We start from the raw sequence: 17,583 nt of genomic DNA, 5'->3' as shown, positions 1-17,583 counted from the left end.
GCATTGGTCAGAATACACCTGATCAGCCACGTTGATGTGTTTTGGATGGTGCAAAATAGCCGAAGGACATACCAAAAACGAAAAAAGCGAAATAAATCACCCTGCCTTCAGACTTCTTTGTTCTAAAATAAGGGGGAGGTGGGTTTTGGGGAAACTAAAAAGATGTATTGATATTCAATAGATTAGCAACTAATTTTGCCCTATTTGAAAGATTGCCCGTTTAGTAGTGAAAGAACATATTGATTTAAAGTTTATTGAAATAATAATACATTGTTTTTTTTGAAAAAATGAATAACTTTGCTTAGCTATGTAAAAAGAGAAGATAAATGAATTAAAAAAGTAATAAACATATTAAAATATAGCGTTTCGCTTTAAAATTTCCTGTTCAGAAAATACGACCAATTTTTTTCAAGCATTACAGGAAGTGAGAGTGGAAATGCCTGCGATTTCGTGGGCGTTCCTTTTTGCTTTGTAATGCAGCCTTTGGTCGGGCTATCTGGACAAGCAATTGGAATAGCCCACGTTTTTATAAATAATTACACTATGAATATTAAAAAAGATGAACAATCGCAAATAGAAAGTATTATTGAAATAAATTACTCCAAACCTTTATCTTTTATACGGGAAAATAAAAATCATTTCCCGAAAACTGAAATTTTACTATCGGTACTTGAAACATTACAAGCAATTTCTTATTACTGTAAAAATTCTGGAACTACAAATAAAGAATACATTATACTGAAGTGTCTGGAAACCTCAAAAACAGATATCCAAAAAGCCATAAAAGAATTAGAATCTCTAATAAGCATTATTCCTTGTGGAATTTCGTTGAGAAACATTTTAGAAACAATAATAATATATAAGAAAGCTACATTCAAAAAAGCAATAGGTTGAATATATCAAAATGATATATTTTATATAGGTACTAAAAAATATCATCTTTAAAAACGTATTTTTGCCAGAAATTCGCATTGTTTGGAAACGCAAATCTTACTTATAACGCCGCCTTTTACACAGTTAAACACACCTTATCCGGGCACAGTTTACTTGAAGGGATTTTTGAATACAAAAAATATTTCTTCCTATCAGTCTGATTTGGGAATGGAAGTGATTTTAGAGCTATTTTCAAAAAAAGGCTTGCAGAATTTGTTTGAGTATATAGATAATAATGCGTTTGAATTAGGTGAAAATGCACAGCGAATCGTGGCGTTAAAAGATGATTATGTACAATCTGTCGATGTGGTGATTTCTTTTTTACAAGGAAAAAACCCCACACTGGCAAATGCTATTGTTCACGATGATTTTTTGCCCCAAGCTTCTCGTTTTTCTCATTTAGATGACTTAGATTGGGCATTTGGATCTATGGGATTTCAGGATAAAGCCAAGCATTATGCTACCTTGTATTTAGAAGATATTTCTGATTTGATTATTGAAACAGTAGATGAAAATTTTGGTTTTAGCCGATATGCAGAACGTTTAGGCAGATCCGCAAATTCGTTTGACGAATTATATCAAAAATTAAATGAAGATCCAACTTATATCGATCAAATAACCTTAAAATTATTAAAGGATTTGATTCAAAAAACAAATCCTAAAATCGTCGGTTTTTCGGTTCCGTTTCCAGGCAATTTGTACAGTGCGTTTCGTTGTGCACAATATATCAAACAACATTATCCGAATATTAAAATTGTAATGGGTGGCGGATTCCCCAATACCGAATTGCGTTCTGTTTCTGATGTGCGTGTGTTTGAATTTTTTGATTTTATCAATTTAGACGATGGAGAAGCACCCACAGAACAGCTGATTAAATTTGTAACTAATGAAATTCCTCAATCGGAATTAAAACGGACTTTTGTTTTAGAAAATGACCAAGTAAAATTCATCAATAATCCGTTAATTAAAGATTACAAGCAAAGCGAAATAGGTTGCCCGGATTATTCTGACATCGATCTCAATCAATATATTTCGGTAATCGAGGTGGTAAATCCCATGCATCGTTTGTGGAGCGATGGCAGATGGAACAAATTAACAATGGCACACGGTTGTTATTGGGGTAAATGTACCTTTTGTGATATTTCGTTAGATTATATTAAAATTTACGAACCTATTGCTGCTAAAGAAATTGTAGATCGAATAGAACAGTTAATTGCCACCACAGGCAACACCGGTTTCCATTTTGTTGACGAAGCAGCACCGCCTGCACTGATGCGCGAAGTGGCTATTGAAATCATTAAACGCAAGTTAACCGTTTCGTGGTGGACAAATATTCGTTTTGAGAAGAATTTTACGTTAGATCTATGTCGATTGTTAAAAGCTTCGGGCTGTATTGCCGTTTCGGGTGGATTAGAAGTAGCATCGGATCGATTATTGAAATTAATAGATAAAGGTGTTACGGTAGAACAGGTAGCACGGGTGAACCGTAATTTTACCGAAGCCGGCATTATGGTACATGCGTATTTAATGTACGGTTTCCCTACGCAAACGGCTCAAGAAACAATTGATTCGTTGGAAATGGTACGACAAATGTTTGAAGTCGGCATTATGCAATCGGGGTTCTGGCATCAATTTGCCATGACGGCTCACAGTCCTGTGGGATTAGATCCGGAAGCGTTTGATGTGATTAATTTAACAAAAGAAACAGGTTCATTTGCAAACAACGATTTGGTTCACAAAGAAAAATCAGGTGCGTTACATGAAAAATTTTCTTACGGATTAAAAAAATCACTCTTTAATTATATGCACGGTTTGTGCTTTGATTTTCCATTGCAAGAATGGTTTGATTTTAAAGTGCCCCGCACAAAAGTTGCACCTGATTATATTGTTTCGGTATTAGAAAACGAACCTTTCCCAACTTACAAAAACGCACAAAAAGTAGTTTGGCTGGGAAGCTCGGCGGTTGTGAAACCTTTTACCAAAACAAAAAAGGGAAAGTCGTTTGAAAAAGCCCGGGTAACCTTTCATTCTAAACATGATTTTTTAGAAGTAGAAGTAGATTTAGAAACAGGTGAGTGGTTGCAACAATTTTTGAATGATTTAAAACAAAATCCTAAAGGTGTTTTGTCTTATGGACAAATGAAACAGAGTTTTGAAGCACAAAATAACGAAGATTTTGAACCCTTTATTTTCTCAAAACAAGGCGAACAATTACGCGATTTTGGATTGTTGGTTATATAACTAAAAACGTTGTTCAAGTGAACGACTTTTTATGGTATTTTTTTTAATCTTCTTTCCACAATCACCAGCATTATAATAACGCTTGCTAATAATATACCGATTCCGAAAATGGCTGTCTGATCGTCATCAAAAGGAAGCAAGGTTCTCGTAAAAGAAAATAATAACATTACTAAACCAATTAAAGCCATTATTTTAGCACTATATTTTTGAGCAAAATTCCATTTTTGTTGGTTTTTCATTGATGATGCCGTTCGGTATCCATACAACCCATTTATTTTTTTAGGTGGGAATTTGTACATAATCGCACCTACAATGATAAATGTAATTCCCACAAGAAGTAACATAGGGTTGGTGATTTCTAAAATAGTGTTCATAGTTTTATAATTTTGATTTCTGATTGATTTTATATGTTTTATAAAGATTGTATCCCACCAAAGTAATGAAAAAAAGTATAGTAACTGGTAAAAACCATACGCTCAGGTTTTCATTCTTTTCTAAAGCAATTTGCATAGTTTGATAATTTATAAAAATAAAAAGTAACAGAACTGCAATTTTTAACAAGCGAATAAAACCAATTGCATTTCTATATTGTTTTTCTGCATTTTCTGCTGTGATTTCTACACTATAATTAAAGGTGTGAGGAAATTTTGAAAGTATGCTCATCATTATTAGCAGTAACGTAGCAATAAAAGGTAAAATTAGAATAGTTTCTTTATCTCCAAAAGCATCAACCTGTCCAGAACCATCATAATGTGTAGGAATTTCATTAGGTAAATAATCAAGTGATAAAATACTGATTATCCAAAAAAAGATCAGCAAAAGAAAAGCGATAACTTCTGTAAATAGATCATTTTTTGTATGATTAATCTTTATTTTTGGATGTTTGTTCATTAATAAAATTTTTAATTCCAACAATAAGTAATATCTATTATAAAATCTATTGATTTTTTTAAACCTCACAGGTTTCTAAAAACCTGTGAGGTTTTTCCTAAAATATAATTTTTTGTATATTGAGTTATTAATATTCAACTTACTTTACTTAATTCGTTTAAAGGTGTTGACCAAATCATATAGCTTAAAAATAATCCGCCAAAGAATAATAAAGCTATCATAAACATTTGAAACCATTTTTGCCAACTTTTGTATTCGTTTTTATCATACTTTTTTCCAAAAAGGAATAACGGAATCAATCCCCAGCTTATAGTCAGAATAATAACAATTGGAACTAATTTTTCATTTTTTCTTTAAAAAGATTAAAAGATTTGAAATGACTTAAATGGCAGCAATACTTTAAAAAACAATGTGATGCAGTTTTACGATTGCTTTAAAATCAACGTTTTTCTTTTTATCGTCTGCCATCGTATTATAACCGGCGAGCAAACTGCCCGCGTTTTCTTCGTTTAAAAGACTGGCAATAAGTGCCATAATAAAAGCAATAATAAAGCCTGCGTACATTATTTACTGTTTAATTGTTCAACTACTTTTTCTAATTTTTCGGGTTTTTGCGTGCCGATAACCAACTGTTTGCCGTTTTTTAGTTTAATATGCAATCCTTTGTTACCGCGTACATTGTAAACCGTTCCGTACGATGTCCACAAGCGAATTCCCCAACCGCCAACAAAACCGTAATTTACTACTTTCATTGTTTCGATATCTGCCAGATTAATGGTTTTCCAAACAAAAGGAAAATATGCCAAGTGAATGCTTTTTGATGTGATTGTTGTTTTTAATTGTAAAATTACTAGAAGTAAGAATACTAAAAAAAGCACAATAAAACTTGATAATCTTATATTTTGAAAAGATGATCTGTTAATATATTCTCGATACAACCCAATTATTGGTGCAATTGAACTTACTACCAACAATAACCATATCCACCATTGGTTAAAACGTTGTTTTTCTGTGAATAATGGTTTCATAATTTATTTTCATTTAAAAAATGTACAATTACCGTAGTTAAATCTTTTTGTATAGGTAAATTCGGGTTGTTGTATGAAGCCATGTTTTCTTCATCCTTTTCAATTTCTTTAAAAATATGATTCATGTTATCAATGATAACCATTGTGGATTTTGGATTGGCTTTATGTAGTAACTCGGCTTCTTTTTCTTCTACCTGAATATCTTTGGTTCCGTTAATTATTAAAACAGGAATATTCAATTTTGCAATCTCATTTTGTGGATTTCTTTTGATCCAATCAATTAAAAAAGGTTGATTTTCTTCATCGTATAAAGATTGCAGCATTGGGTTTACATCTTTTACTATTTTCCCTTCTTTTAGCTGTTCTAAGATTTTTGCATTTGCGTCATTAAGCATAGGAGCCTGTTTGTTGATTTGTTCTTTTAAGATAACATCAATGGTATTACCGGTTCCTGCCAATGAAATAAATGCAGAAACATTTTTTTGTGAGGCTGTCATTCCCACTAACGAACCTTCACTGTGCCCGGCAACTACAATGTTTTTATAACCTAAAGTATTTTTTAGATAACTTATAACGGTTTCTGCATCGTTAATTCCGTGTTGAAAATCCATTGTAGGTATTTCTTTATTGTTTTTAAGCAGATACACCACACGTTTGTCATAGGTAAAAACATCGTAATTGTTTTTGGCTAAATCTTCGGCCAAATATTTTAACGAATTGTTTACTGCCATTCCCATAGTATTCCCATTACGGTCTGTAGGACCCGAACCTGCAATCAATAAGATAACGGTTTCTTTATTTGGCGTTTCGTATAAATCGCCAATTAGCTCTTCGGACACTTTTATTTCTTTTACCTCATAGTTTTTTGAAAACGAAGAAATACTTTTTTTGGGATCTTCCTTTATTAAATTCAATGTGAACGAGTAGCTTCCTTGTTTAAAATCACCTTTAATGTTTTGTTCATCAACAAGTTTACCTTCATAGGTCATCATTGTCTGGTTTTGCTTTAAATAAAGCGTATTGTTTTCAAAGCGGACTTCATTTATCTCTAATCCAAAACCACCTTGAGAAGGACTGTCGGAAGTTGCTTTAAATTGCCCGTTTTCTTTTGTAATATGTAGAATAAAAGGTAATTTTTGGTTGGGAATTTCAATGTTTCCGTTCCAGGTTCCTTCGATTTGAGCGAAAGATGAAAAACCGAAGAGTAAAATAAAAAGTAAGATAATTTGTTTCATAATATTTATATTGAATTAATTAAACCTGACGTTAGAATATCTGTAATGATAAGGAGAACAAAAAACAATACATAATGACTTGTTTTTTTAGCATTGGTGGCAGTTTTAAAACCAATAAAAAGCAAATAGATGTAATATATAAATAAGAAAAGTCCTATAAATCCTACCAATATAAATAATACAGGTGGTGATTGGGTATAAATACTTCCGTCTTTTATAGCATCAAGCATTTGTGTGGTCTGTACAGTTAGAAAATTATTGAAATTCTGAAAAAACGAAATATAAATAGGAATCAATGCAATAAGCACCGTATTTAAAATATCTAAAAATCGAGTTTTGCGATTGATAATTTTTCCAAGAGTAAAAAACATGATAGCTAATGAAGCAACAATAATAAAATGCCAGATAATTACTTGTGTAATAGTTGGTGTTTCTAATATATTTAGTCGTAAAATTTGTCGTTGTAATTGAAAATAATACGCCAAAAAGATTCCAATGATAAATGAGAAGATTCCAAAAAACAATAGTTTTTTATCTTCAATAATGGCAAAAGGATTTTTTAATAGTTGTAATAATTTATTCATAATGTTTAAATGTTAAGGTCTTTAATGTGTTGTATCATATCGTCTAACTGGTTGCGAACCGTTGGGTAACTTATACCTAATTGCGCTGCCATTTCTTTTAAGCTGCCACTTGTTAAAAAAAACTGTAATATAAATTCTTGTTCTTTCGGCGACAGCTTGAGAAAAATGGGTAACGGATACGTTCCTTGTACAACTGTTTGACAGTTTTCACAGCTTAATTGCGATACGTTTAACAAACTTTCGCAACTGGGGCAGAGGGTTGGTAATTTTGTTTTCATTTTAATAAAATTAAATTTTAATTTTGTTAATTCAAAAATAAATAAAATTAATTTAATGTGCAATAAAAAAATCCGTCAAATTCATATTTACGGATTTTTGTTTAATAATATTAAAGATCGTTTTTACTTTTTCTTAATCAAATTCCAATTAATTAATAACACAGCTCCCAAAATAATCAGAATGCCTATCCATTGTGAAAACAAAACTTGTTCTTTTAAAAATACAAAAGCAAAAGTTACGGAAACAGGCAACTCTAAAGCAGATACAATACTTCCCAATCCAACGCCAACTAACGGAAATCCTTTGTTTAAAAGAATGGGAGGGAGAATGGTTCCAAAAATAGAAAGTAAAATTCCCCAAGTATATAAAATAGAGGTATCAAAGTGCTTTACGGCAATAAACTCTGTTGAAATTAAATTAAAATTAAAATAGGTAGGGAGTAATTGTGTGAGCAACGCAAAAATTAAAACAATAATTCCACCACCTAACAGCATAAAAAAACTGCGTTTAAAGGGATTGAGGTGTTGTGCTACGCTGTTGGTACTCAATAATGTTATTGAAAAGGATACAGCCGACAAAAAACCAAAGATAAACCCTTTTATATCAAATGTTATTTGATTGTTAAAAATATTTGTTGCCAAAAGTGTTCCCACCAATACAAATACTACTGCGGCTAATTTGGCAAACGAAGGCTGTTTTTTATTAATGAAAGCCTCAATTAAAACGCCAATCCAAACCGATTGCATTAACAGCACCACAGCAATTGATGCGTTCAAATATTTTACACACAGATAATATAAAACGCTGGTAAACCCCATTGATGTACCGCTTAAAACTAATTTAAAAATGTTGGTTTTAGTGGCAGTTTGTGTATGGTTTATGAATAAGTTGATAATTAACAGGCAAATAATTGCCAGTAAAAATTGCGAAACAGTTACTTCGGCAGTTGTATAGCCTTGCTTGTAAGCCATTTTTACAAACGATGCCAACATTCCGTAACTACTGGCTCCTAAAGCAACAAACAAGATTCCTTTTAACGTTGAATTCAAAATAGAATTTTTAAAGATTAATTACAAAAGTACCAAATAAAAAAGTCTGAAAAACTCCAGACTTTTTTATACTTATAAAATGTTTACATAATCTCCTCCATATCTTCGGAAGGTTGCTGTTTTCTTTGTTCTTTTTGCACGTCTGCTTTTGTTTGGTTAAAACGGTAAGTAAACGCTAAATTAACGGTACGTTCTCTCCACTGCATTTCAGAATAAGAAAAAGCCTGTGCAAGTTGTGTTTCGCTCATACGTTTTCTTGAATTGAATAAATCCTGAACGTTTAACGCAATGGTTGCTTTGTCTTTTAAAACCTCTTTGCTTAACGACATATTTACAGAAGCATTTCCTAAAACTTTACCCTGTGCTGTTTTTTGGGCACCACGGTACATAAAATTGGTTTGCCAATCGATCTTTGCAGGGAGCGTTACACGTGAATTAATTCTACCCATCCACGTAAATGCATCATTGTCAAAATTTTGAGTAATACTGTTTCCTTCAAAATCAACATAGGTATAATCACCACGGGTTGATACCTGAAAAAGGTTGGCATTGGCATTCATACGCCACCAGCGGAAAGGATTGTAATTTAAATTTAATTCAAGACCATAGCGGTATTCTGTTGCCAGGTTAATTGGACTGCTGATTGTTACGGGAATGCCTTCTTCGTTTACGCCGTCAACTCTTCTTACAAATTGCGTAGCATCGGTTGTATGGTTGTAATACAATGAAGTGTTTAAGGTAAGCTGGTTCCAACGTTTCATATATCCAAAATCTAAAGCATTGGTAAACGACGGATCCAAATTAGGATTTCCCATAAAGAAATTAATGGAACTTGAATAATTTGAAACAGGATTTAGCATACGCCCGCGAGGTCTGCGTACTCTTCGGCTGTAACTTACCGTAACATTTTCTCCATCAGTAAATTCATAATTTAAGAACGCACTCGGGAAAAAGTTGTTGTATTTTTTATTGTTGAAATCCATTGTAGTCATCTGGTTCACGTCAATTTCGGTAGCTTCCCAGCGCAAGCCCAGCATATAACTGAATTTGTTTACCTTATCTCCAAACTGTGTGTAAAATGCATGAACTCGTTCTTTGTATTGTAAATCGTTCTTAAACAAATCATTCGGTTCTAAAACACCGTCTGAGTTTAAAGAGTTGATGTTGAATTTAGTATTTAATTCGTTGAAGTTTCCTAAATAACCAGCTTCAAACTGACTATTCTCATTAAACGGTAAAACGTAATCTATACGTGCAATATGGCGTAATTCATTTTCGGTTGCACTAGTTACATCTTGTGCTAAAACAGTATTTGCCTGATTGGTTGTTGTGATATCCGAATCTTCAATATCTCTGTTTTTGTTGATGCTTCCCGAAACAAATAACTGATGTCCGCTTTCATTGAATTTATAGGTGAAATCGGTGTTATATTCTACACTTTCTTTAAAATCATCTTCTTCAGTCTGGCGAATGTTTCTGTACAATAGGTTTCTGTCGTCATCATAATTATTGTAATTCAGCGTTCGTGGATTATCACCCGTGCTTTTGCGGTAGTTGAGGTTATTGGTCCAGGTTAATTTATCTGTTAAATTATAATCAAGACCAATGTTTCCGTTGATGCTTTCGCGTTCGCGGGTACTTTTAGAATATTCGTCAACAAAGCTCGATGTATTTCCGTTTTCATCAAAATACTGTGATTCGTTTAATGAATTTCCAAACGTTTTGTTTTTTGCATAACCAAGACCTGAATATAAATTGAATTTATCTTCGCGGTAGTTAACCATTGCATTTACACCATAACTTGTAGGATCTCCCACGTTTGCAGTTACACTTCCGTTAATACCTGCGTTGCTTCCTTTTTTTAGGATGATGTTAATAATTCCGGCACCACCTTCTGCTTCGTAACGAGCAGACGGGTTTGTGATTACTTCTACACGATCTAAAGATTCCGATGGAATCATTTTTAAGGCATCACCAATATTGGCAGCCATCCCTGATGGTTTTCCGTCAATAAGAACTTTTACCGATTCGTTTCCTCGTAAACTCACGTTTCCATCAGAATCGACTTCAACCGATGGAATATTATCTAATACATCGCTGGCATTTCCACCTTTAACCATGGCATCATCGCTTACATTGTAAATGCGTTTGTCTAATTTTAATTCAACAGCTGCTCTCTTGGCTTGTACCACAATAGCATCTAAAACTTCGGCATCACCTTCAATCAAAATGGTTCCTAAGTTTACAGAGGTAGAAATATCTTTTGAATCAATAACGTACGTTTTATACCCCAGATATTCAATGCGGATTTGATAGGTGTCTGGCGTAACAGGGATGCTGAATTTTCCCGATGCATCAGACATGTCTCCGGTAATGTTGTTGGAGTCCATTGTGCTTTCTATGGTAATACTGGCATATTCCAAAGGTGTATTTGTTGTTTTTTCTACAACTGTTCCGGTTACGGTAACCTGATCACTCTCTTGTGAAAAAGCAGCAGATGTAGCTAAAGCAAAAACAGCACAATAAACGTAATTTATTGCTTTCATATCTATTTTTTTATGTTTCTATTCTTTGCAGCAAAATTAATACCACCTTATTCATTTATTCTAAATTTAATGTTAAATGGTAGTGAAATGCGGTGAATCAAATGATTTCGTCTATTTTCTCAATTGGTCTTGCAATTACGGCTTTGTTGCCGTTTACAACAATTGGTCGTTCAATTAGTTTTGGGTGGGTAACCATAGCCTCAATTATTTCTTCATCGGTAAGATTTTTGTCTTTGAACTGTTCTTTCCAAATGCTTTCTTTGGTACGAACCAATTCAATAGGCTTTATTTTTAAAAGAGCAATTAGTCTTTTAAGCTCGTTAAACGTTAACGGATTCTCGATATAGTTTATAATTTCAACTTTCTGGTTTAAATCTTGCAATGTGCATAATCCCTCGCGAGATTTACTGCAACGCGGATTGTGGTAAATTTTTATCATGATATTTTCTTATTCGTTTCTTTACAAATTTACTTAACTTCGTGTATAAATAAGCACCGTTTATGTATTTAAAACAATTTAAAAGAGATTCGTCGAGCATTTTAAAATATGTACCTTATGTTTTTTGCTTTATAGGATTTATGGCAATAAACATTCTTTTTTCAAGCATAATGGAAATTGATACAGATGCCGTTATTCAGGATTCTATAAATCGTTTAGGTAAAAATGCTACCTTTTTCACGTTTTTAATACCCTTTTTATTTTTTTTAGCGATGCTTTTTTTGTGGTGGATATTCATTCATAAATATTCGGTAAAGCAATTAACCACGTGCAGAAAAAAGGTAGATTGGCAACGGATTATTTTTTCGTTTACGGTTTGGGTATTAATCAATTTTGTGATTTTAACGGTAAGCTACTTTTTAGAACCCGAAAGTTTTCAGTTTCAGTTTAATCTTCGGGCATTTATCCCGCTTTTCATCATTGCAATCATTTTTATTCCGGTACAAACAAGTTTTGAAGAATATTTCTTTAGGGGGTATTTTATGCAGTTCATAGCGTTTATATCTAAGAACAGGGGAGTAGCTTTGGTTACAACATCGGTCATTTTTGGATTAATGCATTTATCAAACCCCGAAGTTTCTGCAATGGGTGTGTCAATAATGATATTTTACATTGGCTGCGGTTTTTTGTTGGGAATAATGACGCTGATGGATGACGGATTAGAACTCGCATTAGGATTTCACGCAGCAAATAACTTAATAGGAGCGTTAATTGTTACCACAGAATCGACTGTTTTTCAAACCGATGCGCTTTTTGTTGTAACTTCCGAACCAAATATTTATGAATTATTGATACAAGTTTTTATTATTTTTCCTATCTTGTTATTCATTTTTGCAAAGAAATATAATTGGGCAAACTGGAAGCAAAAATTGTTTAAATCTATTTAACTATGGAACAGAAAATTTGTATTCATCCCGATTTTAAACTTAATGGACACTCTTATAATAAAGAAAGCATCAGTGAATTAGCAATAATGCTTATTCGAGATGGCGAAGCACATGAAAAAGATTTGGGTGATTTGATCCTGCAATGGTTTGATGATAATGATTACATCACGCTGACAACATCGGGAACCACAGGAAAACCCAAAGAAATTAAGCTCAAAAAGCAAGCAATGGAAGCATCTGCTTTGGCAACCGGCGAATTCTTTAAATTGAGTCCAAAAGATAAGGCGTTACTTTGCTTACCGGCCCGTTACATAGCCGGAAAAATGATGTTTATACGCGCGGTACTATTGGGGTTGGAATTAGATTTTGTAAATCCTACCAAAGAGCCTTTAAAGAACAATGATAAAGTGTATGATTTTGTGGCAATGGTTCCGTTACAGGTGCATCATTCTATTACTCAAATCGAACAGTGCAAAATATTAATTGTAGGCGGAGCGAAACTTAATGAGCAAACCAAAAAACTGCTGAGCGGAATGATGGTTGATGTTTATGAAACTTACGGAATGACCGAAACCATTACGCACATAGCTGCAAAAAAAATCGATGAAAAATATTTTACCGTGTTGCCGCATGCCAATATCTCACAGGATGAAAGAGGCTGTTTGATTATTGAAGCACCATTGGTGTCTGACTATTTAATTGTTACAAACGATATGGTCGAGATGCCTAACGATATTCAATTTGCATGGATAGGTCGTCACGACAATATAATTAACAGTGGCGGTGTTAAATTAATTCCTGAAATAATAGAACAAAAGCTGTCAGAATATATTCCGTACCGTTTTTATGTGATTGGAAAAGAAGATGCAGAATTAGGTCAAAAACTGGTTTTGGTTATTGAACACGCACCTTACATCTTGCTTCCCGAAGTTTTTGACGGTTTAGGAAAATACGAAAAACCAAAAGAAACCGTATTTGTTAGTAAATTTAAAGAAACACCTACAGGCAAAGTTCTAAGAAGAGAAACGATCGCCGTATAAGCCGTATAAAAGGATAAATTTAGTGTGTATTTTTCTTATTTCGAACTATCTTTGCCATTCAATTAAACTCAAAAATGATGTTATGAGTACAATGATAGAGGAAGATTTAAAAGTTGAAATTTGTAACGAACTAAAAAACGAATTATCGCTTCTTCACATGGAAGAAAAGCAGGTTATCATTCATTGTTCTATTTACGGAATGGATTTTGGCGATGCTGCCAGGATATGGAAAAGCACGTATTTAATAGATAAAAAAACAGGTAAAAAATACAAAATGCTTTTTGCAGAAGGAATCAGTTTCGCTCCAGCCTGGACATTGATACCATTTAATAAACCATTAGAATTTACCCTGATTTTTAAAGGATTGCCACAAAGTTGTAAATTGTTTGATTTGGTAGAGATTATTCCTGAAGAGGGTGGGTTTGAAGTATTGAATATTAATAGAAATTCAAGCGATGTGTATTATGTAACTATATAAAAAAATCCGGTAACTGCCGGATTTTTTATGTTAATCAATATTATTTCCCTGTTGTTCATCTTCAATAAAAAGCTTAACCTTACTTACCATACTGCGTAGAATTTCTTCTTTTTTATTTGCAGTACCAATTTCCTGTATAGACATTTTATTGGGTAATGTTGCAATATCTTCTGTTAGCTGTTTGTCCATAATGTTTACCCTGATGCCAATGGTTGCATCATCCGGAACATTTTTAAAAACATCTGTTAAATGCGTACGCCAGTCAAAATCTTTTAAATCTTGAAAACGGTCTGCATTTACTGTCATAAAAACCGTTTTTACTTTATCTACAATTTCAATATCGGTTTCAACTTCTTGTGCGTTTGAGTAGTGAGTTCCTAAAAGGAATAACGCAAATAAAACTATTTTTTTCATAATTTGATTCTTTTATCTAAAGATACAAAAAAAAGTAATTTGATTTTACTTTTAACAAAAAATAATAATGATTTTGCAGGTACTATGAAAAAATTGGTGTTCAGATTTTTGACTCATGATAAATCCGTTTTTTAAGATTGAACCTATATGGATTGTAACAGGTTTATTTAATCTTTTTTATTTCTCCTTTTTGCTTGTTTGCATCGCCAACAATGTTGTATTCAAATATATAACTGTTATTTTTTGTAGTTAAAATTTTCATTTGAACCGCTTTTTTCTCCGCCATATTTTTTGGGTGAAGCTTATGCAAAATGTATTCACAATCGTTTACCCAGCGAATACTCGCCGTATCCGTTTTGCCGTTATACGTTTCAATTTCGTATTTTTCGGTTCGTACAAATGTTGATGTATGTTTCTCTCCATTGATTTCCTGTTCAAATTGAAAAGTACCCGTTTTAAAGTCGGTACAATTTCTTTCTTGATTATAGCATCCTACCAAAATCAAAGGAACTGTTGCTAAAAATAATTTCTTTTTCATAAACTAATCGTTAAAAAAACCACTTACTAAAGTTCGTAATCCCATAAAAAAAAGATACATTGAAAATAAGCACATCAAACATCCAAAGATTAAAACGGGATAATACATAAAATGACCTTCGTTTTTAAAAGAGGAATAAATAATTATTGGACCAATAAACATTAAAAGAATGGCAATAAGTATTTTTTGTAAACCTTTATAAATCTTAACTTTATTAACATCGGGCGTTTCCATTATTTTCCGTATTTTAAATAATTATCTATGGCATTGCGAACATTGCCAAATTCATCAATTAGCTTTGTAGCCTTTTCTTGAGGTACGTTCAGTTCATCCATTACCATTTTTACGGCGCGATTGACCAATTTGTCGTTTGATAATTTCATATCGACCATTTTGTTCCCTTTTACGTGCCCCAACTGAATCATAGTGGTTGTAGAAATCATGTTTAGAACCAGTTTTTGTGCTGTTCCGGCTTTCATTCGGGAGCTTCCGGTTACAAATTCAGGACCGACAATTACAACAATGGGAAAATCGGCAGTTAATGCCAGCGGGCTGTTTGCATTGCAGGTAATTCCACCTGTGGGAATATTGTTTTTCTTGCAAAAATCTAATCCTCCTAAAACATAGGGTGTGGTGCCTGATGCTGCAATTCCAATAACAAAATCGTTTGAATTGATTTGATATTCCTTCAGATCTCTTTCGGCTTGATGGATATTATCTTCAGCGTTTTCAACCGATTTTCTAATGGCAGTATCTCCACCGGCAATCAACCCAATCACTGTGTCATAATCTACTCCAAATGTTGGTGGACATTCCGATGCATCAACAATACCCAATCTGCCCGAAGTCCCTGCTCCGATATAAAATAATCGACCGCCATTTTTTAATTGATTAACGATTTTGTTGACAGCTGTTTCAATCTGGGGAATAGCTTTTTGAACTGCCCAAGGTACCGTTTGATCTTCTTTATTGATATTGGCAAGTAAATCGGTAACACTCATCTGCTCTAAATGATTGTAATTCGATTCAGATTCGGTGATTTTATCGAACAACATAATTTGGTTTATTTTACACAAATTTACTGAAAATTTAATAAGCTTTCGTATTTATAGGGATAAAACAAATTTTCGCAGTATTTTTGCAGCAAAGCAGATCGTCTTATCGCTGGCAATTGTCAGAGGAAAGTCCGGGCACCATAGAGCAGAATAGCGGGTAACGCCCGTCCGCCGTGAGGTGAGGACCAGTGCAACAGAAAGTATGTACAGTTAGGCTGTAGTGAAACCAGGTAAACTCTATTCGGTGAAATGCCATGTAAACCAACATTAAGTGCTGCTCGCGCAAGTTGGAGGGTAGGCAGATGGAACGTCTCAGTAATGATTCGTCTAGATAAATGATAAGAACCTTTCTTTTACGGAATACGTACAGAACCCGGCTTACAGGTCTGCTTTTTTACTTCAAAACTTCTTCTAAAAATAATTTAACGTGTTTCCAGGCACGTTCGCTCATTAAAGCATTGTAGTCTTTTGATTGCGGATTGGTAAAAGTGTGTTTGCTATTGGCATAATAAAAGAATTGCCAGTCGGCATTGCCTTTGCGCATTTCGTTCATAAACAAATCGATGTCTTGTTTAGAAACCGATTCGTCTTCTGCCGGATGAATTACCAGAACTTTTGGCTGTATAGCCGTATTGTAATTATTATCTACTTTTTTTAAACCGCCGTGAATAGAAACCACCCCTGTAAACGGCATATTTCCCCGGGCTGCCTCTACAGCACCAGTGCCTCCAAAACAATAACCAATTACTGCTGTTTTTTCTTTATTGGCTCCTAAGTTTATAAATTCATTTAAAGCCAATTGAATTTTTTCTCGGTATTTATCGGGATTTTCCTTATAAAATGCTGACATTTTTTTTGCAGATTCCATATCTTTTGGAGTATCGGTAGTTCCGTAAATATCGGCAATAAATACATTATAACCTTGGTTGGATAAATCTTTAGCTGAATTTCTGGCTTCATCATCGATTCCCATCCAGGCAGGCAGTATTAAAACGCCCGGTGCATTTTGTTTTACAATAATGGTTTCTGCCAAATGTGTTACCGAGTCATCGCTGTACGATATTTTCTTTAATTCCTGTGCCATGGTTGAAAAGCTTGTAAATAAAACGGTTAAAAGGATTAATTGATTTTTCATAGTTTATTGTTTAATTACACAGTTGTTTTTTTAATTTTAAAAATGTTTCTAATCCAGATTTTTGATCAATTTTTTCAAACATAAAAGCACTTCCCAAATTTTCTAAAAATGTATTTTCTTCTTTTGGTAAATCTGTGATTGAAAGTAATTCTAACATCAATTCATCGTTGTTAAGATGATTATACTTACGATATGCTATATCTAAAAGATTGTTTTCTCTTTTTAAAAAACGATAAGTTTGGTTGTTTTCTTCATCATTTAAAATTAACACATCTTTATTCATTTTCCATGTTCCTTTAGTTTTCCAACAACAATTTTTATCAGAATTTTTAGACGAATAGTTAGTTATAATAATCTCAAAAGATTTGTCTGATTTTATATTTAAATAGGTAATGTCATCAAAATAGTAACCTTTTGATTTCGTTGAATATTCAACATCTCCGCTGAAACGTGAAATGTATTCTCCTGTTTGAGAATAACAGTTGACGTTTAAACCGATTAGCAATAAAGAAACTAACTTTTTCATTATTTTTAATTTAAAATCTAAATCACTACTAACCGACTAACTTTTCAAAATTAAGGAGCTTCCCATTGTGGTTAGCTCCTTTTTTCATATTTTGGTTTTACGACAAATCAAAAATATGAGCAATAAAGATACAGAAAAGAAATTAGTCGGTCAGCCGATTTTCAAACAAATCATCAATTTTATTCCAAAAGATAAATTTGATATGCTTGTCTACAAGCATAGTTC

At 33.1% G+C, this 17,583-nt stretch carries 21 protein-coding genes and 1 other RNA gene; 6 read left to right on the top strand and 16 right to left on the bottom strand.

Features of this window, described 5'->3' with window-relative positions; all coding sequences use genetic code 11:
* Positions 1-543: 543 nt before the first annotated feature.
* Both BLW20_RS12645 and BLW20_RS12640 read left to right on the top strand, forming a co-directional pair.
* Positions 544-894 (top strand): hypothetical protein, encoded by a 351-nt coding sequence (locus BLW20_RS12645; RefSeq protein ID WP_143037797.1) that lies wholly within the window; start codon positions 544-546, stop codon positions 892-894.
* 81 nt (positions 895-975) lie between these two features.
* Positions 976-3,174, top strand: a complete 2,199-nt coding sequence (locus tag BLW20_RS12640) for a B12-binding domain-containing radical SAM protein (RefSeq protein WP_091101791.1) — start codon at positions 976-978, stop codon at positions 3,172-3,174.
* A 29-nt stretch (positions 3,175-3,203) separates the two neighbouring features.
* On the opposite strand, the gene BLW20_RS12635 is transcribed toward BLW20_RS12640, so the two are convergent.
* The 10 genes from BLW20_RS12635 to arsC form a co-directional block, all read right to left on the bottom strand.
* Positions 3,204-3,548 carry an SdpI family protein gene (locus BLW20_RS12635; protein ID WP_091101787.1) on the bottom strand — a complete coding sequence of 115 codons (345 nt, stop codon included), beginning with the start codon at positions 3,546-3,548 and terminating at the stop codon, positions 3,204-3,206.
* A 4-nt stretch (positions 3,549-3,552) separates the two neighbouring features.
* Entirely contained in the window at positions 3,553-4,065 is a 513-nt protein-coding gene (locus tag BLW20_RS12630; protein WP_143037796.1) for a DUF1648 domain-containing protein, read from the bottom strand.
* 399 nt (positions 4,066-4,464) lie between these two features.
* Positions 4,465-4,629 (bottom strand): DUF3784 domain-containing protein, encoded by a 165-nt coding sequence (locus BLW20_RS12625; protein WP_091101781.1) that lies wholly within the window; start codon positions 4,627-4,629, stop codon positions 4,465-4,467.
* Positions 4,629-5,093, bottom strand: coding sequence for a hypothetical protein (locus BLW20_RS12620; protein WP_091101778.1), 465 nt, complete (start codon positions 5,091-5,093; stop codon positions 4,629-4,631). The genes BLW20_RS12625 and BLW20_RS12620 overlap by 1 nt, the downstream gene beginning before the upstream one ends.
* Complete coding sequence (locus BLW20_RS12615) at positions 5,090-6,328, bottom strand: alpha/beta hydrolase (protein ID WP_091101776.1); 1,239 nt, start codon at positions 6,326-6,328, stop codon at positions 5,090-5,092. The genes BLW20_RS12620 and BLW20_RS12615 overlap by 4 nt, the downstream gene beginning before the upstream one ends.
* Positions 6,329-6,333: 5 nt before the next feature.
* A complete protein-coding gene (locus BLW20_RS12610) occupies positions 6,334-6,912 on the bottom strand; it encodes a YIP1 family protein (RefSeq protein WP_091101771.1) in 579 nt (192 codons plus the stop codon).
* Between the two features lie 5 nt (positions 6,913-6,917).
* Complete coding sequence (locus BLW20_RS12605) at positions 6,918-7,190, bottom strand: DUF2089 family protein (RefSeq protein WP_091101802.1); 273 nt, start codon at positions 7,188-7,190, stop codon at positions 6,918-6,920.
* A gap of 123 nt (positions 7,191-7,313) precedes the next feature.
* Complete coding sequence (locus tag BLW20_RS12600; RefSeq protein ID WP_262492806.1) at positions 7,314-8,240, bottom strand: EamA family transporter; 927 nt, start codon at positions 8,238-8,240, stop codon at positions 7,314-7,316.
* Between the two features lie 83 nt (positions 8,241-8,323).
* Positions 8,324-10,786: a TonB-dependent receptor gene (locus tag BLW20_RS12595; protein ID WP_091101768.1), complete on the bottom strand. Its 2,463-nt coding sequence runs from the start codon at positions 10,784-10,786 to the stop codon at positions 8,324-8,326.
* A 97-nt stretch (positions 10,787-10,883) separates the two neighbouring features.
* Positions 10,884-11,225, bottom strand: coding sequence for an arsenate reductase (glutaredoxin) (arsC, locus tag BLW20_RS12590; RefSeq protein WP_091101765.1), 342 nt, complete (start codon positions 11,223-11,225; stop codon positions 10,884-10,886).
* 62 nt (positions 11,226-11,287) lie between these two features.
* Between arsC and BLW20_RS12585 the strand changes: the two genes are divergently transcribed.
* The 3 genes from BLW20_RS12585 to BLW20_RS12575 all read left to right on the top strand — a co-directional run bounded on the left by BLW20_RS12585 (position 11,288) and on the right by BLW20_RS12575 (position 13,690).
* Positions 11,288-12,172, top strand: a complete 885-nt coding sequence (locus tag BLW20_RS12585; protein WP_091101761.1) for a CPBP family intramembrane glutamic endopeptidase — start codon at positions 11,288-11,290, stop codon at positions 12,170-12,172.
* Between the two features lie 2 nt (positions 12,173-12,174).
* Positions 12,175-13,212, top strand: a complete 1,038-nt coding sequence (locus BLW20_RS12580; RefSeq protein WP_091101758.1) for an AMP-binding protein — start codon at positions 12,175-12,177, stop codon at positions 13,210-13,212.
* An 82-nt stretch (positions 13,213-13,294) separates the two neighbouring features.
* Positions 13,295-13,690, top strand: coding sequence for a hypothetical protein (locus tag BLW20_RS12575; RefSeq protein WP_091101754.1), 396 nt, complete (start codon positions 13,295-13,297; stop codon positions 13,688-13,690).
* A gap of 30 nt (positions 13,691-13,720) precedes the next feature.
* Here the strand turns inward: BLW20_RS12575 and BLW20_RS12570 are convergent, their stop codons facing one another.
* The 4 genes from BLW20_RS12570 to murQ all read right to left on the bottom strand — a co-directional run bounded on the left by BLW20_RS12570 (position 13,721) and on the right by murQ (position 15,697).
* On the bottom strand, positions 13,721-14,104 hold the full coding sequence (locus BLW20_RS12570) for a hypothetical protein (RefSeq protein WP_091101751.1): 384 nt from the start codon (positions 14,102-14,104) through the stop codon (positions 13,721-13,723).
* A gap of 163 nt (positions 14,105-14,267) precedes the next feature.
* On the bottom strand, positions 14,268-14,642 hold the full coding sequence (locus BLW20_RS12565) for a DNA topoisomerase IV (RefSeq protein WP_091101747.1): 375 nt from the start codon (positions 14,640-14,642) through the stop codon (positions 14,268-14,270).
* A gap of 3 nt (positions 14,643-14,645) precedes the next feature.
* Positions 14,646-14,876: a DUF6095 family protein gene (locus BLW20_RS14895; protein WP_091101743.1), complete on the bottom strand. Its 231-nt coding sequence runs from the start codon at positions 14,874-14,876 to the stop codon at positions 14,646-14,648.
* Entirely contained in the window at positions 14,876-15,697 is an 822-nt protein-coding gene (gene murQ, locus BLW20_RS12555; protein WP_091101739.1) for an N-acetylmuramic acid 6-phosphate etherase, read from the bottom strand. Before murQ ends, BLW20_RS14895 begins: the two co-directional genes overlap by 1 nt.
* 90 nt (positions 15,698-15,787) lie before the next feature.
* On the opposite strand from murQ, the gene rnpB reads away from it, so the two are divergent.
* Positions 15,788-16,094, top strand: an RNA gene (gene rnpB / locus BLW20_RS12550) — RNase P RNA component class A.
* On the opposite strand, the gene BLW20_RS12545 is transcribed toward rnpB, so the two are convergent.
* Together BLW20_RS12545 and BLW20_RS12540 are read right to left on the bottom strand one after the other, a co-directional pair.
* The gene (locus tag BLW20_RS12545; protein ID WP_091101735.1) at positions 16,092-16,832 is read right to left on the bottom strand and encodes a dienelactone hydrolase family protein; all 741 of its coding nucleotides are present in this window, start codon (positions 16,830-16,832) and stop codon (positions 16,092-16,094) included. The two genes, rnpB and BLW20_RS12545, sit on opposite strands and share 3 nt — an antisense overlap.
* A 10-nt stretch (positions 16,833-16,842) precedes the next feature.
* On the bottom strand, positions 16,843-17,358 hold the full coding sequence (locus BLW20_RS12540; protein WP_091101732.1) for a hypothetical protein: 516 nt from the start codon (positions 17,356-17,358) through the stop codon (positions 16,843-16,845).
* Positions 17,359-17,583: the final 225 nt, after the last annotated feature.

Source organism: Paenimyroides marinum (genome assembly GCF_900108395.1).
GTDB lineage: Bacteria > Bacteroidota > Bacteroidia > Flavobacteriales > Flavobacteriaceae > Flavobacterium > Flavobacterium marinum.
Note: the sequence above shows the minus strand (reverse complement) of the source record. Positions and strands in the feature narration are given on the sequence as shown.